This window comes from Cupriavidus sp. GW823-FHT06D04 (genome assembly GCF_058795055.1).
On record NZ_JBXAHL010000014.1, the window covers coordinates 61221 to 84799 of the forward strand.

Here is a 23579-nt window from a genome sequence, read left to right on the forward strand (position 1 = left end):
CCCTGCCGGGCGGAGACGGTTTCAGAATGCTTCTGCGGGGAAAACCAGGGCAGCCGGACGGATTGCCGAGGTGCAACCCGCCAGACATGTCGCATCCGCTCTGTTGCAGGGATGTGGAACACCATTCTGGAACCACCTCTCGCAATCGCCGCGACCCGGAAGGGCCGCTGGGACTTCTGAACGCGGACTGCCGGATGCTGGAGAACTGGACGTGGGGGCGCGTCAAACCGCCGCATTGTACCGCAGCCGGCACCTGCCAGTCCAGCAACCGGCCCGGACCACCGACGGCCTGTCAGCGTGCCCCAACACGAACCGCAAAGGTCTTTTATACTGGCTGATCCCGGGAATCTGCACGACCGTTCGCGAATGCTGCCGCCAGCAGCTTGCGGGCGCCCTGCACCGGACCCTGTTTCCATAATGAAAGCGCGCATGACAGCGCGAAGAGACCGCGCCAAGCACGCCAACCCGGCCCTCGATCCGAGGCCGTCACCTCAGGTTGCCTCATGTCAAACACCGCCAACGCTTCCGCCCAAGCTTCCATCGCCCAGCAGGCCCGTTTCGAGGGCAGCGACCAGTATGTCGCCACCGACGACCTCAAGCTGGCCGTCAATGCCGCGCGCACGCTGCAGCGCCCGCTGCTGATCAAGGGCGAGCCCGGCACCGGCAAGACCATGCTGGCCGAGGAAGTCGCCGCCGCGCTGGGCATGCCGCTGCTGCAGTGGCATATCAAGTCGACCACCAAGGCGCAGCAGGGCCTGTATGAGTACGACGCGGTGTCGCGCCTGCGCGACTCGCAACTGGGCGATGACCGAGTCCACGACATCCGCAACTACATCGTCAAGGGCGTGCTGTGGCAGGCCTTTGATGGCGACGAGCAGGTCGTGCTGCTGATCGACGAGATCGACAAGGCCGACATCGAATTCCCCAACGACCTGCTGCGCGAACTCGACCGCATGGAGTTCTATGTCTACGAGACGCGCGAACTGGTCAAGGCGAAGCATCGCCCGCTGGTGATCATCACCTCGAACAACGAGAAGGAGCTGCCCGACGCCTTCCTGCGCCGCTGCTTCTTCCACTACATCAAGTTCCCCGATGCCGAGACGATGCAGCAGATCGTCGACGTGCACTACCCCGGCATCAAGCGCGAGCTGGTAGCTGCCGCGCTGGAATCGTTCTACGAGATGCGCAACCTGCCGGGCCTGAAGAAGAAGCCGTCCACCTCCGAACTGATCGACTGGCTCAAGCTGCTGATGTCCGAGGACATCCCGCCCGAGGCGCTGAAGAGCCCGGACAAGAAGGCCGCGATTCCGCCGCTGCATGGCGCGCTGCTGAAGAACGAGCAGGACGTGCACCTGTTCGAGCGCCTGGTGTTCATGAACCGCGCCAACCGCTGAGGCACCGCCCGCCATGACTGCGTTCGTCAAACCCGTCACGCTGGTGGGCCGGCACGTCACGCTGGAGCCGCTGCGCGCCGAGCATGCGGATGGCCTGCGCAGCGCCTGCGCCGACGGCGAGCTGTGGAAGCTCTGGTACACCAGCGTGCCCGCGCCCGAGCGGATCGAAACCGAGATCGCGCGGCGCCTGGCGCTGCAGGAACAGGGCTCGATGCTGCCGTTCGCGGTGCGCGACGCCGCCGGCGAGCTGGCGGGCATGACCACCTACATGAATGTCGACGCGACCCACCGGCGCGTGGAGATCGGCTCCACCTGGTATGCGCGCCGCGTCCAGCGCACGCCGCTGAACACGGAATGCAAGCTGATGCTGCTGGGCCATGCCTTCGAGCATCTCGACTGCATCGCCGTGGAATTCCGCACGCACTGGATGAACCAGCAGAGCCGCGCCGCCATCGCGCGCCTGGGCGCCAAGCAGGACGGCGTGCTGCGCAACCACCAGCGCATGCCGGACGGCTCCTTGCGCGACACCGTGGTGTTCTCGATCATCGCCAGCGAATGGCCGGCGGTGCGGCAACACCTGCAATTCCAGCTCGACCGTCCGCGCTGAAGCGGCCGCCGACTGAAAGCGAGGCATCATGCTGATCGATTTCTTCTTCTCGCTGCGCCACGCCAAGCTGCCGGTCTCGGTCAAGGAATACCTGACCATGCTGGAAGCACTCAAGGCGCAGGTCATCTCGCCGTCGATCGACGAGTTCTACTACCTGTCGCGCATGACGCTGGTCAAGGACGAGAAGCACTTCGACAAGTTCGACCAGACCTTCGCCGCCTACTTCAAGGGGGTCGAGAGCCTGGTCGACTGGAAGTCCGACATCCCGCTCGACTGGCTGCAGAAGACGCTGGAGCGCGAACTCTCGCCCGAGGAAAAAGCCAAGATCGAGGCCATGGGCGGCCTCGACAAGCTGATGGAGCGCCTCAAGCAGCTGCTGGAGGAGCAAAAGGAAAAGCACGAGGGCGGCAACAAGTGGATCGGCACGGGCGGCACCTCGCCCTTCGGCCACGGCGGCTACAACCCCGAGGGCATCCGCATCGGCGGCCCGTCCAAGGGCAACCGCACCGCCATCAAGGTGTGGGAGGCGCGCGCCTACAAGGACTATGACGACCAGGTCGAACTGGGCACGCGCAATATCAAGGTGGCGCTGCGCCGGCTGCGCCGCTTCGCCCGCGAAGGCGCCGACACCGAGCTGGACCTGGACGACACCATCCACTCCACCGCGGCCAACGCCGGCCTGCTCGACATCAAGCTGCGGCCCGAGCGCCACAACAAGGTCAAGGTGCTGATGCTGATGGACGTGGGCGGCTCGATGGACGACCACATCAAGCGCGTGGAAGAGCTGTTCTCGGCCACCAAGACCGAGTTCAAGCACCTGGAGTACTACTACTTCCACAACTGCCTGTACGACTACGTGTGGAAGAACAACCGCCGCCGCCACGCCGAGAAGCTGGCCACGTGGGACCTGCTGCACAAGTACACGCCCGACTACAAGATCATCTTCGTCGGCGACGCCACCATGAGCCCGTATGAGATCCTGCAGCCGGGCGGCTCGGTGGAGTACAACAACACCGAGGCCGGCGCGGTATGGCTGAACCGGATGACCGAGCAGTTCCCGCACTTCGTCTGGCTCAACCCGGAGCCGGAAGGCCTGTGGCAGTACCGGCAGTCGATCACGGTCATCAACCAGCTGATGAAGGGACGGATGTATCCGGTGACGCTGGCGGGGCTGGAACAGGCGATGAAGGTGCTGTCGAAGTAAGGCGGCGCTGGCTGCTGAAGCGCGCAAAGGGCGGCATCGACATGCCGCCCTTTTTCATGGGTCAGTCCACGGTGATGCCCGCCTGCCGGATGAACCTGCCATAGCGCGCGCGATCCACGTTCTGCCGCTCGGCAAACGCCTGGATGCTCAGCGGCGCCACCGCACCGCCCAGCTTGTTGACGTTGTCCTGCAGCTGCACGCCGGCGAGCGCGCGGTTGATCTCGCGGTTCATGCGCTCGACGATGGCCGGCGGCGTGCCGGCGGGCGCATAGACGCCGAAGGTCGAGTCGCCGTCGACGTCCTGCAGGCCGGCCTCGGCCAGCGTCGGCACGTCCGGGTATTGCGCCGCGCGCTTGGCGCTGGCCACCGCCAGCAGCCTGAGCTTGCCGCTGGCCACGTGCTGCAGGCCGGGGCCGGGATCGAACATGAACTGCACCTGCCCTGCCAGCAGGTCGCTCAGGGCCGGGGCCGCGCCCTTGTACGGCACGTGCACGGCGTCCAGCTTGCCGGCGCGCTTGAACATCTCGGCAGCGATATGCGGCGTGCTGCCGTTGCCGGCCGAGCCGTAGCTGAGCTTGCCCGGATGCTCGCGCACATAGGCGATGAACGCGTCCAGCGTCTTCGCCGGCACCGACGGATGCACCAGCAGGTAGACCCGCACAAGCGCCACCGATGCGACCGGGGTCAGGTCCTTGAGCGGGTCGTATGGCATCTTCTTGTAGAGGAAGGGGTCGATGGCCACCGCGCCGCCCGAGGTCAGCAGGAAGGTATAGCCATCGGCCGGCGCCTTGGCCACGGCATCGCCGCCAACGATGCCGTTGGCGCCCGGGCGGTTGTCGATCACCACCGGACGCTTCAGCGCCTCGGACAGACCGGGCGAGATGCCGCGCGCCAGCGTATCCGCGGCCCCGCCGGCGGGGAAGTTGACGACCAGCCGGATCGGCTTGTCCGGCCACGGCTGCGCGGCGGCCGGCGCGCTCACGCCAGCCAGCAGGCCCGGCGCGCACAGTGCGGCGCAAAGGGCGCGCGCGATACGGTGGGGGAATCGCATAATGGTTGTCTCCTGTCTTATGTTTTGCTACTGCCTGCCGCAGCGCTCCGCGGCGCCACTCAGAACGGATATTGCCGTGGCGTGGTCTGCACCGTGATCCAGCGCAGCTCGGTGAAGGCATCGATCCCGGCCTTGCCACCGAAGCGGCCATAGCCACTCGCCTTGACGCCGCCGAACGGCATCTGCGCCTCGTCTTGCACGGTCGGGCCATTGACGTGGCAGATGCCCGATTCGATGCGGCCGGCCACCCGCATCGCGCGCGCCACATCGCCGCCGAACACGGCCGCCGACAGCCCATAGGCGGAATCATTGGCACAGGCAATGGCCGCTTCCACGCCATCCACGCGCACCACGGCCTTGACCGGCCCGAACGATTCCTCGCGATAGATCTCCATGTCCGGCATCACGTGATCCAGCACCGTGGCCCGCATCAGCGTGTCGGTCGCCTTGCCGCCGCAGACCAGCCGCGCGCCCTTGGCCAGCGCGTCGTCGATCATCACGTTGCAGCGCTCGACGGTGCTCATGTCGACCACGGAGCCCAGAACCGCCGGGCCGGTGCGCGGATCCGCCAGCGGCAAGGCGCCGGCACGCGCGGCAAAGCGTGCCACGAAGGCGTCCGCGATGCTGGCATCCACCACGATGCGCTCGGTGGACATGCAGATCTGGCCCGAGTTGGCGAAGGCGCCGAAGATGGCACCGTCCACCGCGGCGTCCAGGTCCGCATCGTCGAGCACCACCAGCGGCGCCTTGCCGCCCAGCTCCAGCACCACGGGCTTCAGGTGGCGCGCGCAGGTCTGCGCGATCAGACGCCCCACGCGCGTGGAGCCGGTGAAGTTGATGCGGCGCACGGCCGGGTGGGCGATGATGGTCTCGACCACCGCGGCGGCATCGGCCGGGGCGTTGGTGACAAAGTTGACCACGCCCGCCGGGAAGCCCGCCTCCGCCAGCGCATCGACGATCAGGCCATGCGTGGCCGGACAGATCTCCGAACCCTTCAGGATGACCGTATTGCCGCACGCCAGCGCCGTGGCCACAGCGCGCACGCCCAGGATCACCGGTGCGTTCCACGGCGCGATGCCCAGCACCACGCCCGCGCCCTGCCGCACCGCCATCGCCAGGCTGCCCGGCACGTCGGAGGGGATCACCTCGCCGTTGATCTGCGTGGTCAGCGCGGCGGCCTCCTGCAGCATGCCGACGGCAAGGTGCACATTGAAGCCGGCCCACATCGCCGACGCACCGGTCTCCGCCGCCATCGCGGCGGTGAGTGCCCCGGCCTTGCCTTCGAGTGCCTGCGCCGCGCGCATGAGCAAGGCGCGCCGTTCGCCCGGACCGGTGTCGCGCCAGGCCGGGAAGGCGCGCGCGGCAGCGTCGGCCGCGGCCAGCGCATCGGCGCTCGTGGCTGCCGGCGCCCGCGTGGCCACGCTGTGGTCAAGCGGGTTGCGGCGCTCGAAGGTGGCACCGTTGGCGGCCTGCGTGCGCTCGCCGTTGATCAGCATGGTGATGTTTTGCATCCTGGAGTCTCCTGGAAGGGGTACTTCGTCTGTCGTCTGGCGCTGCGGCTCAGGCCACCTCGATCTCCACCACGGTCGGCACACGCATGCGCAGGGCTGTCGCCAGCGCTTCGCGCAATGCAGCAGGATGAGTCACCCGTGATGCCTCGCAACCATGCCCGAGCGCAATCGACACGAAATCCAGATCGGGCAATGCCGTGCCGACCAGCGGATCATCGCTGCCAAAGCCGAAGGTCGGCGCAAACTCCTGCAGGGCGGCATAGCGCCGGTTGTTGAGCACGATGAACGTGATCGGCAGGCCCAGTTGCGCGGCGCTCCACAGCGCCTGGATCGAATACATGCTGGAGCCGTCGCCGACCAGGCCGATCACCTTGCGCCCCGGCTTGCCCAGCGCGACGCCCACTGCCGCGGGCAGGCCGTAGCCAAGCCCGCCGCTGCACATCGTATAGAAGGTCTCGCTGCGCAGGATGGGCAGGTAGCGATGCATCACCGGGCGCGCGCTGGGCGCTTCCTCGACCACGATGGAATCGGGGTCGCGCAGCTCCGCCAGCGTCTGCAGGACATAGGCGACGGTCATCGGCGTGCCGGGCTCGGCGCGCGGTGCCGGCACGCGCGGGCGCGGGGCTTCGCGCCGCGGCGGCGCCGGGCGCGCCAGCAGGTCGGCCACGCCCTGGCGGATGCTGCCGACTGCGGCAGTGCCCACCGGCGCCCATGCGGCGATATTCGGATCGTCGATCAGCTGCACCACCTGCGCCCCGGGCGGCGCATGGGGGCCAAACCCCTCGACGTGATAGGTGAAGGCCGCCGCGCCCAGCGCGAAAACAAGGTCGTGGCCCGTGAGCAGCCCGACGATCTTCTCGCGCATCGCCAGCAGAAAGCCGGCAAACAGCGGATGGTCTTCCGGAAAGCCGCAGCGCCCCGACATCGGCGCCACCCACACCGCCGCCTGGTGCCGTTCCGCCAGCCGCACCACGTCGTCCCAGGCGCCATCGCGGTCCACGGCCGCGCCCACCACGAACGCCGGCCGGCGGCTGGCATCGAGAGCGTCGCCGATCTGCGCCAGCAGTGCCGGCTGCACGCGGCTTTCAGTGCTGACCGTGCGCGGCAGCACCGGCTCGCATGGCCGGGCCCAGTCATCGGCGGGAATCGAGATCAGCACCGGCCCGCGCGGCGGCTGCATGGCGATGTAGTAACCGCGCGCAATCGCCAGCGGCACGTCTTCGGCCCGCGCCGGCTCGCAACTCCACTTCACGTAGGGCTTGGGCAGTTCGGTGGCCTGAGCCGAGAACAAGAAGGGCTCGAACGGCAGGATCGAGCGCGCCTGCTGCCCGGCCGTGATCACCATCGGGGTGCGGTTCTTGTGGGCGGTGAAGATGCTGCCCATGGCATGGCCGACGCCGGCCGCCGAGTGCAGGTTGACGAAGGCCGCATTGCGGGTGGCCTGGGCATAGCCATCGGCCATCCCCACCACCACGGATTCCTGCAGGCCGAGGATGTAGCGGAAGTCGTCGGGGAAATCGAGGAACAGCGGCAGCTCGGTCGAGCCGGGATTGCCGAAGATGGTGGTCATGCCGAACGCGCGCACCAGGTCCAGCACCGCGGTGCGCACGGTGGTGGGAGTGGCGGAGGCGGCAGGCGAGGCAGAACTGGCCATGGTCGAGGAAGCTCCAGTGCGGAATTAGAGACAAAGCTTGCCGACCAGTATGGACAATCAGGCCTTGCCCAGAAATTGCCGTTTCGGGGCAAAGTCATTACGATTCGGCATGACCCTCGATCTGCGCCAGCTTCTTGCCTTCCTTGCGGTGTGCGAACACGGCAGCCTGGGCCGTGCGGCCACACAGCTGAACGTGACCCAGCCGGCACTGAGCCGCACCATCCAGCGGCTGGAAGCCCAGCTGGACGCGCCGCTGTTCGAACGCTATGCCACCGGCATGGTGCTGACCGCCTGCGGCGAGGCCCTGCTGCCGCACGCCAACCTTTTGCGCCACGAGGCCGAGCACGCCACCGAGGCCGTGCGCGCGCTGCGCGGGCTGGCCGCCGGCACCATCCGCGTGGGCACCGTCGCCAGCGTGGCCAGCGTGGTGCTGCCGGAGGCGATCGAGGCGGTGCTGGCACGCTGGCCCGGGCTGCGCGTGCGCATCGTCGAAGGGGTGGGAGATTTCCTGGCCGATGCGCTGCTGCGCCGCGAGATCGACCTGGTTATCGGCATCGCCTTGCCGGAGAACGAGGAAATCTGCGCCGTGGCGGATGTGGGCTGGAGCGACAGCAGCTTCGTGGTCGCCGCCGCCGGGCATCCGCTGATGGGCCGGCCGGCGCTGCGGCTGGCGGATACGGTCGGCTGCCGCTGGGTCATGCCGCCGCGCGGCACAGCGCCATTCGACGAACTGCAGCGGCTGTTTGCACGGGCCGGGCTGCCGCCGCCGGAGATCGTCGCCGAAACCCGCTCGATCATTGCGCTCAAGGCGCTGGTGGCACGCGCGGGCTTCCTCAGCTGGATGGCCGCGCCGATGTACGAGGCCGAGCAAAAGGCGGGCATGATCCAGCCGCTGCCCATTGAAGGCGCCCAGGCGCCGCGCCGGCTGGCGGTGTACCGGCGCCGCCAGGGCATCCTGCCGGCGCCGGCAGCGAAGCTGCTGGAGCAGTTGCGCCAGTTGACATCGGACGTGGGCTGAACGTCAGGCGGGCCGCGCCAGGTCGGCCCCTTCCATCACCCATGCGCGGAATGTGCGCAGCGCCGGCAGGTGCTGCTTCTGCTCCGGATAGCACAGGTAATAGCCCTTCTTGGCCAGCACCTGGGCCGGATGCGCCACCACCAGCGCCCCGGTGGCCAGTTCTTCCTCGATCAGGCAGCGCGGGATCAGCGCGATGCCCAGACCCGACAGCGCGGCTTGCGTGAGCAGCGAAAACTGGTCGAAGCGCGCGCCGCTCCAGGCCTCGCGGGTCGGCACGCCCAGCGTGGCGAACCAGTCGGGCCAGGCTTCGGGAACGGTGGTGTGGTGCAGCAGCGGATAGCGCAGCAGCGCGGCGGGCGTGGGCGCCACGCCGCCGGGCTCGGACGCCAGCAGGCCCGGGCGGCACACCGGCAGCACCTCGCGCCCGGTCATGTAGTCGGCCAGGCTGCCGGGCCAGACGCCGTCGCCGAAACGGATCGCGGCGTCCAGGTCCGGCTCGGAAAAATCGTAGCCCTGCGCGTGCGGCACGAATTCCAGCGTCACCTCCGGATGGCGCGCGAAAAACTGCGGCAGGCGCGGGATCAGCCACTTGGCGCCCAGCGTCGGCATGCTGGCGATATGCAGCACGCCGCCCCGCCCCTGCCGCGCCATCAGCTCGACGGTGGCGGCCTCCAGCTCGTTCAGGCTGGGGCCGATGCGCTCGAGGTAGCGCTCGCCCGCCTTGGTCAGCATCAGGCGCTGGCGCACGCGCTGGAACAGCTCCACGCCCAGGTAAGCCTCCAGGCTGCGCACCTGCTTGCTGACCGCGCCTTGCGTGACATGCAGTTCACGCGCGGCTACGGTAAAACTGTTATGACGCGCCGCAGCCTCGAAGGCCTGCAACTCGGTCAGCGACGGACATAGGCGTCGCATAAATCACCTCTACTTTACGACCAAATGGAATGAGCTAAGGATTTTATTTCGTTTGCGGCACGCTTGCCCGGGCGCGCAGAATCGTGAAATCCACTTTATTCCTCCCCTTCCCCTGGACCCCGTCATGCAACGTCGCCATCTTCTCCGACTCCTGGCCGCCGCTTCGGCCGCCGCCGCTGCCGGCATCTCCTTCAGCGCCTTCGCCCAGGCCGGCTACCCGACCAAGCCGATCACGCTGGTGGTGCCCTTCCCCGCAGGCGGCACCACCGACATCGTCGCGCGCATCGTCGCCGACAAGCTCGGCCAGCAACTGGGCCAGGCCGTGGTGGTGGACAACCGCGGCGGCGCCGGCGGCAGCATCGGCACCGCTTTCCTGTCCAAGGCGGCGCCGGACGGCTACACGCTGGGCATTGCCACGGCCTCGACCCATGGCATCAATCCGGCGGTCTACCCGCGCCTGTCCTACGATGCAACCAAGGACTTCACCACCATCACCAACCTGGCCTCGGTGCCCAACGTGATGAGCATCAACCCGGCGGTCAAGGCCACCGACATGAAGTCCTTCATCGCGCTGGCGCAGTCGCAGCCCAACAAGCTTGCCTATGGCTCGGCGGGCAACGGCAGCGTCTCGCACATGATGGGGGAACTGTTCAAGATGAGCAGCAAGACTGAACTGCTGCACGTGCCCTACAAGGGCGTGGGCCCGGCGCTGAACGACGCGCTGGCCGGCCAGGTGCAGGTGCTGTTCGACAACCTGCCGTCGTCGCTGCCGTTCATCGAAGGCGGCAAGCTGCGTGCGCTCGCCGTGGCAGCGCCCAAGCGCGTGGCCGCGCTGCCCAACGTGCCGACCTTTGCCGAACTGGGCCTGGGCGAAGTCAACGACGCCGCCTGGTTCGGCCTGATCGCACCGGCCAACCTGCCGGCGGATATCCAGACCAGGCTCCACACCGCCGCGGTCAAGGTGCTGGCACTGCCGGAAGTGAAGGCCAAGCTCGAGAAGCTGGGCGCGACCCCGGTGGGCGATACGCCGGCGCACTTTGCCGCCCAGATCAAGAGCGAAGTGGCCAAGAACAAGCGCGTGGCCGCCGCCGCCAAGATCTCGCTCGACTGATTCCACAGCAACACCATGACCGACACCGACCGAACCACCGCGGACAGTCCGTTCTACCTGTACCAGCCCGAGGGCGAGCCCGCGGCGCTGTTCCTGGACTCGCCGCACAGCGCGACGACCTACCCGACGGACTTCCGCCCCGACCCCGCGCTACCGCTGGAACTGCTGCGCCAGGCCGAAGACACCTTTGTCGACGAGCTCTACGCCGGCGCCCCGGCGCGCGGCATCCCGCTGCTGTGCGCGGGCTTCCCGCGCAGCTATCTGGACGCCAACCGCGCGCTGGAAGAAATCGACGAAGCCCTGCTCGACACACCGTGGCCCGGCGCCAGGCAGGAGACCTCCAAGACCCGGCTGGGCAAGGGCCTGGTCTGGCGCGTGCTGGACACTGGCGAGGCCATCTACGACCGCAAGCTGAGCGTGGAAGAAGTGCAGGCGCGCATCAACCGCTGCTACCTGCCCTATTACGCGCAGCTGCAGAAGCTGGCCGACCGCGCCGTCGCCAGCCACGGCAGCGCCTGGCATATCAACTGTCATTCGATGCCGAGCCACGCCGCGCCATTCGCCACCGAGTTCCCGGGGCTGGAGCATCCGGACTTCGTGGTGGGTGACCGCGACGGCACCACCTGCGACAAGCGCTTCACCGACCGGGTCGAGGGCGTGCTCAAGGAGATGGGCTACGACGTCTGGCGCAACCACCCGTACAAGGGCGTGGAGATCGTGCGCGTGGTGGGACAGCCCCAGGCCGGCTGCCACAGCCTGCAGCTGGAGGTCAACCGCAAGCTCTATATGGACGAGGTGGGCCTGACGCATACCGCGGGCTTTGCCAGGCTGCGCCATGACCTGAACCTGCTGCTCGACGAGCTGCTGCGCTTTACGCGCTCGATGCCGTCGCGCGTGGCCTGACCCGGGCCGGGGCTGCGCCACGCAGCCCCGCATACGCTGCGGGTTCACCGCAGTTGTGCGAGAGAAGGGATTCCTGCTAGTGCACAAGTCACTTGCTGCACGACCTCAAGCCTTGGAAGAATGGGTAACAAGATTTAGGAACTTTGTCAGATAGGTTTCCTCTATCATGGCATTCCTTGCGAACCCATCTTGCCTGCCGGCCCCTGCGGCCCCGCGGGCAAAACCCAAGAACGCACACACCGCTCACACCGTGATCCGACGAATCTCCGAACTGCTCGGCAGCCGGCTCCGCATGGTGGCTGCCGCAGTGGCCGGTGCGATCGCGCTGGCAGGCTGCGCCAATATGCCGGCCGATGATGCCAGCGCCGGCCCTGCCCCGGCACCCACCGCCGCGCCCGCCCGACCTGCCGCCGCCCCGGCACCCGCCACTTCCACTCCGCCCACCAAGACCGTCACCCTGCCCGACCGTGGCCGCGTCAGCCTGTCCGAGTACCGGACCCGCATGCGCGAACAACTGATGAAGACCGAGAACGCCACCAGCGACGTGGCGGACTGCGCCGCCCACGCCAGCTGGGTGGTGCCGCGCTCGGCCAGCTACGATGCATTGAAGATCCCCACCGGCGCGCTCGCCGCGGGACAGGCCACGACCGAGCCATGGAACGGACGCTTCTCGCCCGGCAAGCAGGCCGTGCCGGTCAGCTCGGTGGTCACCTTCGCCGCTACCGCGCACAAGCGCCGCGGCAGCGACGACTGGCAGCCGGTGAAGGTGCGCTGCGGTTATGACGACGGCATGATGCTGGCGTATGAGCTGCTGGACAGCGGCGGCGCCACCATCAGCGAACCGGCTGCCGAGCCGGCCGTGCCTGCTGCTACGCACACTTCGGCAAGCAAGAGCCGCAAGGGGGCCAAAGGCAAGAGCACGGCGTCGAAGTCGGACAAGGCGTCGGCGTCCAAGTCGTCGAAGTCAACGACCGCCAAGTCCACCTCCGGCCCGGCCAAGACGACCAGCAAGACCAAGAAGAAGCAATAGGCGCAAAGCGGGCGCACCGCGTCCGCGCCAAGGCCGTTCCGGCCCACCCGGTTTCGTCCGGTTGGGCCGTTTGCGCTGGCTCAGCCCAGGTAGTCCAGGATCGCCTGCAGCATCGCCGTCCCCAGCAGCGCGCTGCGCGCGCCGTTCCAGCCGACCGCCGGATCCGGCAGATCGGCATTGTCCTTGAACGGCATCTCCAGCGTCAGCGCCAGGCAGCCGAAGGTATGGCCGATGTACTTGGACGCCAGCTTGAGTGCATCCGCGTTGTACTTGCTGGCCGCGTAGCCGTGCACATCCTGGAAATCCGGCGAGGCCCGCTTGAAGGCCTCGATAAAGCGCTGCTGCTCGCGCCGGCGCGCCTCGGTAAAGCCCGGCAGCATCTCGCTGCCGGCGACGAAGTTGTACGGCAGTCCCTCGTCACCATGGATGTCGAAGAACATGTCGCAGCCGCTGGCCTCGATGGCGCGGCGCACGTGGTAGACCTCGGGGCTGGTATCCGGGCTCGGCGCCATCCACTCGCGGTTCAGGTTGGCGCCGGCGGCATTGGTGCGCAGGTTGCCGCGCGCCGAACCGTCCGGGTTCATGTTCGGCACGATATGGAAGACCGCGCGCTCCAGCAGCTTGCGCGCGACCGGGTCGCCCGCCCACATGCCGGTGCCGGTCAGGCGCTGCAGCACGCCTTCGACAAACCATTCGGCCATGCTCTCGCCCGGGTGCTGGCGCGCGATCATCCAGACGGTCTTCTTGCCGGGGCCGGGCTGGCCCAGCGTGACGCGGGTCATGTCGCGCCCGTCCACGGTGCTGCCCAGGTGCGACAGCCGCGCCAGCGGCGAGCGCTGGCAACTGGCCAGCAGCGACAGGTGGCGCTCATCCGGATACGGCTCGAAATACGCAAACCAGATGCTGTCGTGCTCGGGCGTGCATTCCACCGTCATCACCTGGCCGTCGAAGCGCGTCGGCACGCGGAACCAGTTGGCGCGGTCGTACGAGGCCACCGCGCGGTAGTCGCGCCATCCATCCGGATAGGTGCAGTCGCCGGCGTTCAGGAAGTGCATCCGGCACGCCTGCCCCGCCGCGCCCTGCAGGCGGAAATGGAACCACTGGCGGAAGTCGGCGTGCGAGTCGGCGCGGATGCGCAGGCGGATATCGTCGGCGCGGTCGAGTGCCTCGACCTCGATGGCGCCGGAGTCGAATTGCGAAGAGATATGCATGTCGGCAGGCATGGCTGGCAGTCTCGTGGCGATGGGTTTCAGTCTTCCAGGCGGCGGCGGAACACCCAGCGGGTGGCATCCGAGGCCGCGGCGTCGAAGGCGTAGCCGTCCTCGGCAAAGCGCTTGAGCTTTTCCGGCTCGGTCACGCGCTGCGTCACCGCGTAGCGTGCCATGGTGCCGCGCGCGCGCTTGGCGTGGAACGAAATGATCTTGTAGCGGCCGCCCTTCCAGTCCTCGAACACCGGCGTGACGATGCGCGCCTGCAGCACCTTGGCCCGCACCACCTTGAAATACTCTTCCGAGGCCAGGTTGACCAGCACCGGCGCGCCTTCCTGCTTGAGCGCGGCCATGTCGGCGTTGATCATCTGCGTAACATCGTCGCCCCAGAACGCGTACAGGTCCTTGCCGGCAACGTTATCGAGGCGCGTCCCCATCTCCAGACGGTAGGGCTGCATCCAGTCCAGCGGGCGCAGCACGCCGTACAGGCCGGACAGGATGCGGATGTGCTTCTGCGCAAAGCCGAGGTCATCGGCCGACAGCGTCTTCGCGTCCAGGCCATCGTAGACGTCGCCATTGAAGGCCAGCACCGCCTGCTTGCTGTTGGCCGCGGTGAACTCCGGCGACCAGTCGCCGTAGCGCGTCACATTGAGCACCGCGAGCTTGTCGGAGATGTCCATCAGCGCGCCCACATCCTGCGGCGCCAGCTTGCGCAGGCGCTCGATCAGCGTGGCGGAACGGTCGATAAAGCGCGGCAGCGTATGGGTCTTGAGGCGCGGAGGAGTCTCATAGTCCAGCGACTTGGCGGGAGACAAAACGATGAGCATGGCAAAATCGCGGCAGTAGCCAAGGACAAACAAGCCAAGATTGTAGCGAATGCGCCTCGACACCACCGGAACCACCCTCTTCGCCAGCCCCGCCGGCGTCACATCAGCGCCGCGCGTGGTGCTCGACTCCAACATCTGGGTGGACCTGCTGGTCTTCCGCGACCCCCATGTGGAGCCGATCCGCACCGCGCTTGAGGCCGGCACCATCGCCCCGGTGATCCGCGCCGACTGCCGCGAGGAACTGCGCCGGGTGCTGGCCTATCCGCAATTTGCCCGCTTTGACGTCGATATCGATGCCGCGCTGGCCACTGTCGACCGCCTCGCCAGCCTGGAAGCCGCGCCGCCGCAGGCCGACTACGACGCCATCAGCCTGCCGCGCTGCAAGGACACCGACGACCAGAAGTTCATCGAGCTGGCCCACTTTGCCGGCGCCGCCTGCCTGGTATCGAAGGACAAGGCCGTGCTCAAGCTGCGCAGCCGCCTGCGCCGCAGCAGCGGCGTGGAAGTGATGACGCCACCGGCCTTCGGCGCCTGGCTGGCCGCGCTTGGCGCCGCCAGCGCCGCCGATCCGCTTTAGAATGTCGGCTCCCGGCGCCGCCTACGTGGTGGCGCCGCACGCCTGATCGCACCCCGTCCCCACCGCATCGACACGTTCGCATCATGTCCGCAGACACCACCCACACCCAGTTGACGCCGCTGACCCCGCCGCCTTCGCGCCTGCCCGCCGTCGGCACCACCATCTTCACCGTGATGTCCGCGCTGGCCACCGAGAAGAACGCCGTCAACCTGGGCCAGGGCTTCCCAGACTTCGACTGCGACCCCAGGATCGTCGATGCCGTGACCGCTGCCATGCGTGCCGGCCATAACCAGTACCCGCCGATGGCTGGCGTGCCGCGCCTGCGCCAGGCCATCGCCGCCAAGATCGCCAGCCTCTATGGCCACCAGTACAGCTGGGACACCGAGATCACCGTCACCGCCGGCGCCACCCAGGGCATCCTGACCGCGATCCTGTGCGCGGTGCATCCGGGCGACGAGGTGATCGTGCTGGAGCCGTGCTACGACAGCTACCTGCCCGCGATCGAGCTGGCCGGCGCCACCGCCGTGCCGGTCACGCTGGAAGCGCCGGAATTCCGCGTGCCCTTCGACAAGCTGGCCGCCGCGATCACGCCGCGCACGCGCATGGTCCTGATCAACACGCCGCACAACCCCACCGGCACGATCTTGCGCGCGGCCGACATGGACCAGCTGGCGCAGATCCTGGCCGGCACCGACATCCTGCTGCTCTCGGACGAGGTCTACGAGCACATGGTCTACGACGGCCAGCAGCACGCCTCGGTCTCGCGCCATCCTGAGCTTGCGCGCCGCAGCTTCGTGATCTCGAGCTTCGGCAAGACCTACCACGTGACCGGCTGGAAGGTCGGCTACGTGGCCGCGCCGGCCGCGCTGATGGCCGAGTTCCGCAAGGTGCACCAGTTCAACGTGTTCACCGTGAACACGCCGGTGCAGCACGGCCTGGCCGACTACATGGCCGATCCCGCGCCCTACCTGCAGCTGTCGGCGTTCTACCAGGCCAAGCGCGACTTCTTCCGCGCCGGGCTGGCCAACAGCCGCTTCAAGCTGCTGCCGTCGGACGGCACCTACTTCCAGTGCGTCGACTACTCGGCCATTTCCGACCTGAGCGAGGCCGACTTCGCCATGTGGCTGACGCGCGAGATCGGCGTGGCCGCGATCCCGGTCTCGGCCTTCTACACGCAGCCGCGTGAATCGGGCGTGGTGCGTTTCTGCTTTGCGAAGAAGGAAGAGACACTGGCGCTGGCGCTGGAGCGGCTGGGCAAGCTGTAGGCGCAGGCCTGGCCTCTGCGCCAACGAAAAACGCCCGCGATCCAATCGCGGGCGTTTTACCTTGTGCCGCCGGTTTTGTGGCCGGCTTGTTGCCGGTTACTTGTTGCTGCGGCTCGCCATCAGCTCAAGATTGGCCTTGCGGTCGGCATTGACCTTCTGCACCGATTCGCGCGCCGACAGCGTCTTCAGGTAGTCCTTGACCGGCAGGTCGGCCAGCAGATCGGTGCCGTAGATGATCTTGGTGCACGACGACACCAGCGGCAGGTGCGCCGCGGCGGCGCAGTCGGCCAGCGTGAAGGTGTCGCCGGCGATATACGGCGAGAACTTCGCCAGCTTGGCGAAGGCGGGGACATAGCGCGTCAGCAGCTTGTGCTGGCGTTCCTTGACGCCATCGCTGACCTTGCCGCCGAAGAATGCCTCGGGGTACAGTTCGCGCGCGGTCAGCTCCAGGTACAGTTCCATGAAGACGACGATCTCGCGCACCTTGGCGGCCTGGTACGGGTCGCCCGGCAGCAGCGGCGTCTGCGGATAGGCCGCCTCTACGTAGTCGACGATGGCTTCGGACTCGCACAGCGGGCCGGATTCGGTGATGATGTAGGGCACCTTGCCCGCGGGCGTGGCTGCCGGGTCGGTCTGGCCGATCCAGGCCAGCACCTCTTCGAACGGCACGTTCTTTTCCAGCAGCGCCAGCTTCACTTTGTTGTAGTAGTTGCTGGCGGCAAAACCGCAGAGCTTCAGCATGTCGTCTCTCTCCGTTATTGGAATGATCCCCGCATCGCCCGGTGCGGATGTCGGGTGATTGTGGACCATCCGGGGTCTGCAGTGTACCGGCTGGCCGATCAGCGCACGCCGCCTGCCCCGCTGGACTGTCGCGGAAGGTGCAAAAAACGTACGATCGTGCTAATTTAACCACAACTTCTGGGACGAATGATGAGCACTTTCACCATCGATACGCTGGGTATCGTCGGCACCGGCGCCATGGGCCGGGGCATCGCGCAGATCGCCGCGCAGGCGGGCCTGACCGTCAACCTGTACGACACCAACCCGCAAGCGGTGGCCGCCGCGCGCCAGTACCTGCAGGACACGCTGGCGAAGCTCGCCGACAAGGGCAAGATCAGCGCTGCCGACGCCGAGGCCACGCTGGCCCGCGTCAAGCCCTGCGGCACGCTGGAAGACCTGGCCGGCTGCGACATGGTGCTGGAAGCCATCGTCGAGAAACTGGAAGTCAAGCGCGACCTGATCGCCAAGCTCGAAGCGGTCCTGCGTGAAGACGCCGTCATTGCCTCCAACACGTCGTCGCTGTCGATCACTGCCATCGCAGTCGGCGCCAGGCACCCGGGCCGTATCGCCGGCTACCACTTCTTCAACCCGGTGCCGCTGATGAAGGTGGTCGAGGTCATCGACGGCCTGTCGGGCAACCCCGCGGTGGGCGACGCGCTGATGGCATTGTCGCGCCGCATGGGCCATACGCCGGTGCGCTGCAAGGACATGCCGGGCTTTATCGTCAACCATGCCGGCCGCGGCATGAATATCGAAGGCCTGAAGGTCGCGCAGGAAGGCGTGGCCGGGTTTTCCGACATCGACAACATCATGCGCGAGCAGGCCGGCTTCCGCATGGGGCCGTTTGAGCTGATGGACCTGACCGGGCTGGACGTGTCGCACCCGGTGATGGAATCGATCTACAACCAGTTCTACCAAGAACCGCGCTACCGCCCCTCGCCGATCACCGCGATCCGCGCGGTCGGCGGGCTGATCGGCCGCAAGGCGGGTGCTGGTTTCTATTCGTACGCCGATGGCCAGAAGAAAGTGCCGGCCGCTGCCGCGGTGCCGGGCGCGCGCCCGTCGAGCGTGTGGGTCAGCCACGCCAGCGAGCGCGGCCACGCCATGGTGAGCAAGCTGCTGGGCGCGCTGGGCGTGACCCCGGAAGGCGGCAACAAGCCGTCGGCCGATGCGCTGATCATCGTCACCCCGCTCGGCCTGGACGCCACCACCAGCGCGCTGCAACAGGGCCTGGACCCGGCCCGCACCGTCGCCATCGACACGCTGCTGCCGTTCGAGGCCACCAAGCGCCGCACGCTGATGACCACGCCGGCCACCAGCGCCGCCGCCCGTGATGCCGCGCACGGCCTGTTTGGCAGCGACGGCGTGCCGGTCACGGTGATCCGCGACTCGGCCGGCTTCGTCGCGCAGCGCGTGCTCTGCTGCATCATCAATATCGCCAGCGATATCGCGCAGCAACGCATCGCCACGCCGTCGGACATCGACCTCGCCGTCAACCTGGGCCTGGGCTATCCCAAGGGCCCGCTGGCGCTGGGCGATGCGGTCGGCCCGCAACTGGTGCTGGAGACGCTGCGCAACATGGAAGCGCTCACCGGCGACATGCGCTACCGCCCGAGCCCGTGGCTGTGGCGCCGTGCCGGCCTGGGCCTGTCGCTGCTGGCCGAAGAGCAGTAAGCCCGCCACCGCCCCACCGACCGAGCCACGCCCATGCCCGCACAGTTGCTTTCCCACCGCGTCGATTCGACGCTGGTGCTGACCATCTCGAACCCCGAGGCACGCAATGCGCTGCACCCGGACATCTACGCGGCCTCGCAGCAGGCGCTGGATCAGGCTGCGGCCGATGACTCGGTGCGCGCAGTCATCATCACCGGCGCCGACGGCATTTTCTGCGCCGGCGGCAACCTGAACCGGCTGCTCGGCAACCGCAGCCAGCCGCAGGAGGTGCAGGCCGCCAGCATCGCCCTGCTGAACGGCTGGGTCGAGTCGCTGCACGCCTTTCCCAAGCCGATCATCGCGGCGGTGGAAGGCGCGGCCGCGGGCGCGGGCTTCTCGGTGGTGCTGGCGTGCGACTTTGTAGTGGCGGCCAGCAATGCCAAGTTCGTGATGGCCTATGTTTCCGTGGGGCTCACGCCCGACGGCGGCGGTTCGTACGAGATCGCACGCGCGCTGCCGCGCCCGCTGGCCAGCGAACTGATGATGGAAGGCAAGCCGGTGGACGCGGCGCGGCTGGCGCAGTTCGGGCTGGTCAACCGCGTCACCGAGCCGGGCCAGGCCCTGGACGAGGCCCTGCGCCTGGCCGCCGGCCTTGCCCGCCAGTCGCCGCACGCCGTGGGCCGCATCAAGGATCTGATCAACCACGCGGCCACCGCATCGCGCGCCGAACACCTGCTGGCCGAGCGCGACAGCTTCGTCGCCGCGCTGCATCACCCCGACGGCGGCGAAGGCATCAGCGCCTTCCTGGAAAAGCGCAAGCCGCAGTACCGCTGAAGCCGGGCGCCGGACGCCTGGCTTTACCCGAACGGCCAGCCCGCGGCAGACGGGCATGCCGGCACAATGCAAGGAGACAACGCATGGAATTGCCGCCGTCCTCGCGTCGCCGCATCTACCTGATGCGGCATGGTGCCGTTTCATATTTTGACGAGGCCGGGCGCCCTGCCCTGCCCGAGATGGTGCCCCTGAACGAGACCGGCCGCATGCAGGCCACCGCCGCCGGGCGCGCCTTTGCCGCCGAACAGATTCGCTTCGACCGCGTCATCGTCAGCGGCCTGCCGCGCACCGTCGAGACGGCTGAGCGCGTGCTGGCCGAACTGCCCGGGATGGACGACGTGGTGCCGGAAGTCTGGCCCGCGCTGCAGGAAATCCGTGGCGGCGACCTGTCCACCATCGCCGACCACGACCTGCGCGACGCCTTCGTCGGCGCCTTCGAGGGCGAAGTCCCCGAAGACAAGCGCTTCCTCAACGGCGAGACCATCGGCCAGTTCCTCGACCGCGTGCTGCCCGCGCTGGAGCGCCTGCGCGCCGATCCCGACTGGGACACCGCGCTGATGGTGCTGCATGGCGGCACCAACCGCGCCATCCTGTCGCAGGCCATCACCTGCGGACGGCGCGTGTTCTTCGGCTCGCTGCTGCAGACCGCGGGCTGCATCAATGTGCTCGACATGGGCGACGATCCGCTCGACTGGGTGGTGCGCATGACCAACTACTCGCCGCCCACGCCCGTTCACAGCGGCACGCGCCACACCACCATGGAAGTGCTGCTGCACCAGTATTTGCGCGGACGCCAGCCGCAGGGCTGAGTGCGCCGCGGACTTGATCGAATCCCAACCGATACCGAACAGAAAACCAACGGAGACAGCATGACGAGCAACGTATCGCACTTCGAGGGCACGCGCCCGGTGGCGGACCAGCAGCGCTTCGACACCGACGCGCTGGAAGCCTGGATGCGCCAGCACGTGGAGGGCTTTGCCGGCCCGCTGACCGTGGAGCAGTTCAAGGGCGGCCAGTCCAACCCGACCTTCAAGCTGGTCACGCCGGGCCAGACCTACGTGATGCGCGCCAAGCCCGGCCCCAAGAGCAAGCTGCTGCCTTCGGCGCACGCGATCGAGCGCGAGTACCGCGTGATGGCCGCGCTGGCCGGCAGCGACGTGCCGGTGGCGCGCATGTACGCGCTGTGCGAGGACGAGTCCGTGATCGGCCGCGCCTTCTACATCATGGAGTTCGTCGCCGGCCGCGTGCTGTGGGACCAGTCGCTGCCGGGCATGAGCACCGCCGAACGCAGCGCCATCTACGACGAGATGAACCGCGTCATCGCCGCGCTGCACACGGTCGACTACAACGCCATCGGCCTGGGCGACTACGGCAAGCCCGGCAACTACTTCCAGCGCCAGATCGAGCGCTGGACCAAGCAGTACAAGCTGTCCGAGACCGAATCGATCCCGTCAATGGACGCGCTGATGGACTGGCTGCCGCAGCATATCCCGCAGGAAGACGCCGACCTGACCTCGATCGTGCATGGCGACTACCGGCTGGACAACCTGATGTTCCACCCGACCGAGCCGCGCGTGCTGGCGGTGCTGGACTGGGAACTGTCCACGCTGGGCCACCCGATGGCGGACTTCAGCTATCACTGCATGAGCTGGCATATCGCCCCGGGCCAGTTCCGCGGCATTGCAGGCGTGGACTTCGCCGCACTGGGCATCCCCGACGAAGCCAGCTACCGCCGCCTGTACGAGCAGCGCACCGGCCGCCCGATCACCGGCGACTGGAACTTCTACCTGGCCTTCAGCATGTTCCGCATCGCCGGCATCCTGCAGGGGATCATGAAGCGCGTGGTGGACGGTACCGCGTCGTCGGCGCAGGCGCTGGACGCGGGCAAGCGCGCGCGGCCGATGGCGGAGATGGGGTGGCAGTACGCGCAGAAGGCGAAGGGCTGACGCAGCAACGGCTGCGGCAAGAAAACGGGCGCCGAGGCGCCCGTTTTTCATCCGCGTCGCGCGGCGCTCAATCCCCCAGCGCCACCCCTTCCCGCCGCGGGTCCGCACCACCCGCCCACACCGCCTTGCCGTCAGGCCCCTGCTTGCGCATGATGGCCTGCGTGCCGCTGGTCATCTCGATCTCGGCCACCTGGTGGCCGCGCTGCTGCAGTGCCTGCACCAGGCCCGGCGACACCAGCCCCTTCTCCACCTCGGTCGGGCCGTTGCGGCTGCCGAAGTTGCCCATGCCGATGGCGGCCTGCACGTCCATGTTCCAGTCCAGCATGCCGACCAGGGTCTTGGACACGTACTCGATGATCTGCGAGCCGCCCGGCGAACCGACCGTGGCGACCAGCTGGCCGCTCTCGCGGTCGAACACCAGCGTCGGCGCCATCGACGAGCGCGGGCGCTTGCCCGGCTCCACGCGGTTGGCCACCGGCTTGCCGTTCTCGCTCGGCACGAAGGAGAAGTCGGTCAGCTGGTTGTTCAGCATGAAACCGCGCACCATCAGATGCGAGCCGAAGTACGACTCGATCGTGGTGGTCATCGAAATCGCCCCGCCGCGGTCATCGACCGCAACGATCTGCGAGGTGGAAACGCGCGGCGGCGAACGGTCGGGCGCGTAAGCCATCGCCGTGCCCGGCGGCACCCCTGGCTGGGCCTTGCCCATGCTCTTGTCGCCGATCAGCTCCGCGCGCGTGGCAAGGTAGGACGGGCTGACCAGGCCGGTCACGTTGACCGGCACGAAGTCGGTATCGGCCACGTACAGGCCACGGTCGGCATAGGCCAGGCGGTCAGCTTCGGAGATCGCGTGGACCGCGTCGGGATTGGCCTCCATCACCGCCGGCGTGTTCACGCCCTGTGGCTTGAGCGCGGCCAGCGCGTACTTGGGATTCTTGGTTTCGAGCGCCTGCAGCGTGCCCAGGATCTGCGCGATGGCGATGCCGCCCGACGACGGCGGCGGCATGCCGCAGATCTTCCAGCGCTTGTAGTCGGTGCAGACCGGCACGCGCTGCTTGGCCCGGTAGCTGCCCAGGTCAGCCAGCGACAGCGAGCCGGCATTGCTGCCATCGTTCACCTTGGCGACGATATCGCGCGCGATCGGTCCGCTGTAGAGCACGCCGGCACCGCGCCGGGCGACATCGCGCAGGGTCTGCGCCAGCTTCGGGTTCTTCAGCACCGTGCCGGCCGGCTTGGGCTTGCCCTGTGCATCCAGGAAGTACGCGGCCATCTCCGGCGAATTGGCCAGGAACTTGTCGGCCGCCACTTGCGTGTACAGCCGCTCCGAGATCGGGAAGCCCTTCTCCGCCAGGTCGATGGCGGGCTGGAACAGCTTGGCCCAGGGCAGGCGGCCGTGCTTCCGGTGCGCCATTTCCAGCGCGCGCATCACGCCGGGCGTGCCGACGGAGCGTCCGCCAATCTGGGCCTCGCTGAACTCCATGGGCTTGCCGTCGGAACGCAGGAACAGGTTTTCGGTGGCGCCGGCAGGGGCGGTCTCGCGGCCGTCGAAGGCCTGAACGTTCTTGCCATCCCAGTACATGATGAAGGCGCCGCCGCCGATGCCGGTGGCCTGCGGCTCGACCAGCGTCAGCACGGCCTGCATCGCGATGGCGGCATCGATGGCCGAGCCGCCCTGGCGCAGGATGGCGCGCCCGGCCTCGCTCGCGAGCGGGTTGGCCGCGGCCGCCATATGGCGCTGCGCGTAGGCCGTGGACATGCCGGGGCGATAGCCGGACGACACTTCCGGTGCCGGCGGCATGGCGGCCGGTGGCGTGGTCGCGGTCGGGGCGGCAGGCGCGGCCGGCGTGGCGGTCCCTCCGCCCTGGGTACCACAAGCACCGAGCAGCGCCGTCAGGGCAAGGGCCAGCGCGCCGCGCCACGCCATCGAAGAGAGGTCAGGGTGAGCCATGCGATATCTCCTGGGGGAAGGATCAAACGATTGTAGTGGCGATCGGCGCATTCTGGGGCAAGAAAGTCTGACTGCCGCCACATGCGGGGGCCACATGAAGGCGCAGCAAAAAATTCTCCCGGTTTAACCCCGATCGCTAATCTGCG

21 protein-coding genes are annotated in these 23579 nt (G+C 67.9%); 13 read left to right on the forward strand and 8 right to left on the reverse strand.

All coding sequences use genetic code 11. The annotated features are described in order from the left end of the window. The first annotated feature begins 503 nt into the window (after window positions 1-503). Genes AC1Q7H_RS18690 through AC1Q7H_RS18700 form a run of 3 tightly spaced genes read left to right on the forward strand, consistent with a single transcriptional unit; the run spans window position 504 to window position 3205 of the window. Window positions 504-1394, forward strand: a complete 891-nt coding sequence (locus AC1Q7H_RS18690) for an AAA family ATPase (RefSeq protein WP_013956078.1) — start codon at window positions 504-506, stop codon at window positions 1392-1394. 13 nt (window positions 1395-1407) lie between these two features. Continuing rightward, a complete protein-coding gene (locus AC1Q7H_RS18695; RefSeq protein ID WP_013956077.1) occupies window positions 1408-2001 on the forward strand; it encodes a GNAT family N-acetyltransferase in 594 nt (197 codons plus the stop codon). Window positions 2002-2029: 28 nt separating this feature from the next. Next, window positions 2030-3205: a vWA domain-containing protein gene (locus tag AC1Q7H_RS18700; RefSeq protein WP_013956076.1), complete on the forward strand. Its 1176-nt coding sequence runs from the start codon at window positions 2030-2032 to the stop codon at window positions 3203-3205. A gap of 61 nt (window positions 3206-3266) precedes the next feature. On the opposite strand, the gene AC1Q7H_RS18705 is transcribed toward AC1Q7H_RS18700, so the two are convergent. From AC1Q7H_RS18705 to mdlC, 3 genes are read right to left on the reverse strand one after another with little or no spacing between them, the layout of a single operon-like run. Next, complete coding sequence (locus AC1Q7H_RS18705) at window positions 3267-4256, reverse strand: Bug family tripartite tricarboxylate transporter substrate binding protein (protein WP_013956075.1); 990 nt, start codon at window positions 4254-4256, stop codon at window positions 3267-3269. Between the two features lie 59 nt (window positions 4257-4315). Next, window positions 4316-5767, reverse strand: a complete 1452-nt coding sequence (locus tag AC1Q7H_RS18710; protein ID WP_013956074.1) for an aldehyde dehydrogenase — start codon at window positions 5765-5767, stop codon at window positions 4316-4318. 49 nt (window positions 5768-5816) lie between these two features. Then, a complete protein-coding gene (gene mdlC, locus AC1Q7H_RS18715; RefSeq protein WP_492381544.1) occupies window positions 5817-7421 on the reverse strand; it encodes a benzoylformate decarboxylase in 1605 nt (534 codons plus the stop codon). Window positions 7422-7530: 109 nt separating this feature from the next. On the opposite strand from mdlC, the gene AC1Q7H_RS18720 reads away from it, so the two are divergent. Beyond that, window positions 7531-8439: a LysR family transcriptional regulator gene (locus AC1Q7H_RS18720; protein ID WP_249221257.1), complete on the forward strand. Its 909-nt coding sequence runs from the start codon at window positions 7531-7533 to the stop codon at window positions 8437-8439. Between the two features lie 3 nt (window positions 8440-8442). Here the strand turns inward: AC1Q7H_RS18720 and AC1Q7H_RS18725 are convergent, their stop codons facing one another. Then, window positions 8443-9351 carry a LysR substrate-binding domain-containing protein gene (locus tag AC1Q7H_RS18725; protein ID WP_013956071.1) on the reverse strand — a complete coding sequence of 303 codons (909 nt, stop codon included), beginning with the start codon at window positions 9349-9351 and terminating at the stop codon, window positions 8443-8445. A 124-nt stretch (window positions 9352-9475) separates the two neighbouring features. On the opposite strand from AC1Q7H_RS18725, the gene AC1Q7H_RS18730 reads away from it, so the two are divergent. The 3 genes from AC1Q7H_RS18730 (at window position 9476) to AC1Q7H_RS18740 (ending at window position 12395) form a co-directional block, all read left to right on the forward strand. Beyond that, window positions 9476-10462, forward strand: a complete 987-nt coding sequence (locus tag AC1Q7H_RS18730) for a Bug family tripartite tricarboxylate transporter substrate binding protein (RefSeq protein WP_013956070.1) — start codon at window positions 9476-9478, stop codon at window positions 10460-10462. Window positions 10463-10477: 15 nt separating this feature from the next. After that, entirely contained in the window at window positions 10478-11365 is an 888-nt protein-coding gene (locus AC1Q7H_RS18735; RefSeq protein WP_013956069.1) for an N-formylglutamate amidohydrolase, read from the forward strand. A gap of 250 nt (window positions 11366-11615) precedes the next feature. Then, on the forward strand, window positions 11616-12395 hold the full coding sequence (locus AC1Q7H_RS18740) for a BspC domain-containing protein (RefSeq protein ID WP_371827391.1): 780 nt from the start codon (window positions 11616-11618) through the stop codon (window positions 12393-12395). An 80-nt stretch (window positions 12396-12475) separates the two neighbouring features. Here the strand turns inward: AC1Q7H_RS18740 and AC1Q7H_RS18745 are convergent, their stop codons facing one another. Together AC1Q7H_RS18745 and yaaA are read right to left on the reverse strand one after the other, a co-directional pair. Then, window positions 12476-13618, reverse strand: coding sequence for a M14 family metallopeptidase (locus AC1Q7H_RS18745; protein WP_013956067.1), 1143 nt, complete (start codon window positions 13616-13618; stop codon window positions 12476-12478). A gap of 26 nt (window positions 13619-13644) precedes the next feature. Next, window positions 13645-14430, reverse strand: coding sequence for a peroxide stress protein YaaA (gene yaaA / locus AC1Q7H_RS18750; RefSeq protein ID WP_041228327.1), 786 nt, complete (start codon window positions 14428-14430; stop codon window positions 13645-13647). 49 nt (window positions 14431-14479) lie between these two features. Between yaaA and AC1Q7H_RS18755 the strand changes: the two genes are divergently transcribed. Both AC1Q7H_RS18755 and AC1Q7H_RS18760 read left to right on the forward strand, forming a co-directional pair. After that, complete coding sequence (locus AC1Q7H_RS18755; protein ID WP_013956066.1) at window positions 14480-15007, forward strand: PIN domain-containing protein; 528 nt, start codon at window positions 14480-14482, stop codon at window positions 15005-15007. A gap of 83 nt (window positions 15008-15090) precedes the next feature. Next, window positions 15091-16272 carry a pyridoxal phosphate-dependent aminotransferase gene (locus tag AC1Q7H_RS18760; RefSeq protein ID WP_153955618.1) on the forward strand — a complete coding sequence of 394 codons (1182 nt, stop codon included), beginning with the start codon at window positions 15091-15093 and terminating at the stop codon, window positions 16270-16272. 96 nt (window positions 16273-16368) lie between these two features. Here AC1Q7H_RS18760 and AC1Q7H_RS18765 read toward each other — a convergent pair whose 3' ends face one another. Continuing rightward, window positions 16369-17013 carry a glutathione S-transferase gene (locus AC1Q7H_RS18765; RefSeq protein ID WP_013956063.1) on the reverse strand — a complete coding sequence of 215 codons (645 nt, stop codon included), beginning with the start codon at window positions 17011-17013 and terminating at the stop codon, window positions 16369-16371. A 189-nt stretch (window positions 17014-17202) separates the two neighbouring features. Here AC1Q7H_RS18765 and AC1Q7H_RS18770 point away from each other — a divergent pair, with 189 nt between their 5' ends. The 4 genes from AC1Q7H_RS18770 (at window position 17203) to AC1Q7H_RS18785 (ending at window position 21485) form a co-directional block, all read left to right on the forward strand. After that, entirely contained in the window at window positions 17203-18726 is a 1524-nt protein-coding gene (locus AC1Q7H_RS18770; RefSeq protein WP_013956062.1) for a 3-hydroxyacyl-CoA dehydrogenase, read from the forward strand. A gap of 33 nt (window positions 18727-18759) precedes the next feature. Next, entirely contained in the window at window positions 18760-19539 is a 780-nt protein-coding gene (locus tag AC1Q7H_RS18775) for an oxepin-CoA hydrolase, alternative type (RefSeq protein WP_013956061.1), read from the forward strand. Window positions 19540-19622: 83 nt separating this feature from the next. After that, window positions 19623-20348 carry a histidine phosphatase family protein gene (locus tag AC1Q7H_RS18780; protein WP_013956060.1) on the forward strand — a complete coding sequence of 242 codons (726 nt, stop codon included), beginning with the start codon at window positions 19623-19625 and terminating at the stop codon, window positions 20346-20348. A gap of 60 nt (window positions 20349-20408) precedes the next feature. Beyond that, window positions 20409-21485, forward strand: a complete 1077-nt coding sequence (locus AC1Q7H_RS18785; protein ID WP_010809084.1) for a phosphotransferase — start codon at window positions 20409-20411, stop codon at window positions 21483-21485. A gap of 67 nt (window positions 21486-21552) precedes the next feature. Here AC1Q7H_RS18785 and ggt read toward each other — a convergent pair whose 3' ends face one another. After that, window positions 21553-23433, reverse strand: a complete 1881-nt coding sequence (ggt, locus tag AC1Q7H_RS18790) for a gamma-glutamyltransferase (RefSeq protein ID WP_013956059.1) — start codon at window positions 23431-23433, stop codon at window positions 21553-21555. Between the last annotated feature and the right edge of the window lie 146 nt (window positions 23434-23579).

Bases quoted from the DNA above. Each gene is read 5' to 3' on its own strand.
- AC1Q7H_RS18690 (WP_013956078.1), top strand. From the start codon at position 504: ATGTCAAACACCGCCAACGCTTCCGCCCAAGCTTCCATCGCCCAGCAG.
- AC1Q7H_RS18695 (WP_013956077.1), top strand. From the start codon at position 1,408: ATGACTGCGTTCGTCAAACCCGTCACGCTGGTGGGCCGGCACGTCACG.
- AC1Q7H_RS18700 (WP_013956076.1), top strand. From the start codon at position 2,030: ATGCTGATCGATTTCTTCTTCTCGCTGCGCCACGCCAAGCTGCCGGTC.
- AC1Q7H_RS18705 (WP_013956075.1), bottom strand. From the start codon at position 4,256: ATGCGATTCCCCCACCGTATCGCGCGCGCCCTTTGCGCCGCACTGTGC.
- AC1Q7H_RS18710 (WP_013956074.1), bottom strand. From the start codon at position 5,767: ATGCAAAACATCACCATGCTGATCAACGGCGAGCGCACGCAGGCCGCC.
- mdlC (WP_492381544.1), bottom strand. From the start codon at position 7,421: ATGGCCAGTTCTGCCTCGCCTGCCGCCTCCGCCACTCCCACCACCGTG.
- AC1Q7H_RS18720 (WP_249221257.1), top strand. From the start codon at position 7,531: ATGACCCTCGATCTGCGCCAGCTTCTTGCCTTCCTTGCGGTGTGCGAA.
- AC1Q7H_RS18725 (WP_013956071.1), bottom strand. From the start codon at position 9,351: ATGCGACGCCTATGTCCGTCGCTGACCGAGTTGCAGGCCTTCGAGGCT.
- AC1Q7H_RS18730 (WP_013956070.1), top strand. From the start codon at position 9,476: ATGCAACGTCGCCATCTTCTCCGACTCCTGGCCGCCGCTTCGGCCGCC.
- AC1Q7H_RS18735 (WP_013956069.1), top strand. From the start codon at position 10,478: ATGACCGACACCGACCGAACCACCGCGGACAGTCCGTTCTACCTGTAC.
- AC1Q7H_RS18745 (WP_013956067.1), bottom strand. From the start codon at position 13,618: ATGCCTGCCGACATGCATATCTCTTCGCAATTCGACTCCGGCGCCATC.
- yaaA (WP_041228327.1), bottom strand. From the start codon at position 14,430: ATGCTCATCGTTTTGTCTCCCGCCAAGTCGCTGGACTATGAGACTCCT.
- AC1Q7H_RS18755 (WP_013956066.1), top strand. From the start codon at position 14,480: ATGCGCCTCGACACCACCGGAACCACCCTCTTCGCCAGCCCCGCCGGC.
- AC1Q7H_RS18760 (WP_153955618.1), top strand. From the start codon at position 15,091: ATGTCCGCAGACACCACCCACACCCAGTTGACGCCGCTGACCCCGCCG.
- AC1Q7H_RS18765 (WP_013956063.1), bottom strand. From the start codon at position 17,013: ATGCTGAAGCTCTGCGGTTTTGCCGCCAGCAACTACTACAACAAAGTG.
- AC1Q7H_RS18770 (WP_013956062.1), top strand. From the start codon at position 17,203: ATGAGCACTTTCACCATCGATACGCTGGGTATCGTCGGCACCGGCGCC.
- AC1Q7H_RS18775 (WP_013956061.1), top strand. From the start codon at position 18,760: ATGCCCGCACAGTTGCTTTCCCACCGCGTCGATTCGACGCTGGTGCTG.
- AC1Q7H_RS18780 (WP_013956060.1), top strand. From the start codon at position 19,623: ATGGAATTGCCGCCGTCCTCGCGTCGCCGCATCTACCTGATGCGGCAT.
- AC1Q7H_RS18785 (WP_010809084.1), top strand. From the start codon at position 20,409: ATGACGAGCAACGTATCGCACTTCGAGGGCACGCGCCCGGTGGCGGAC.
- ggt (WP_013956059.1), bottom strand. From the start codon at position 23,433: ATGGCTCACCCTGACCTCTCTTCGATGGCGTGGCGCGGCGCGCTGGCC.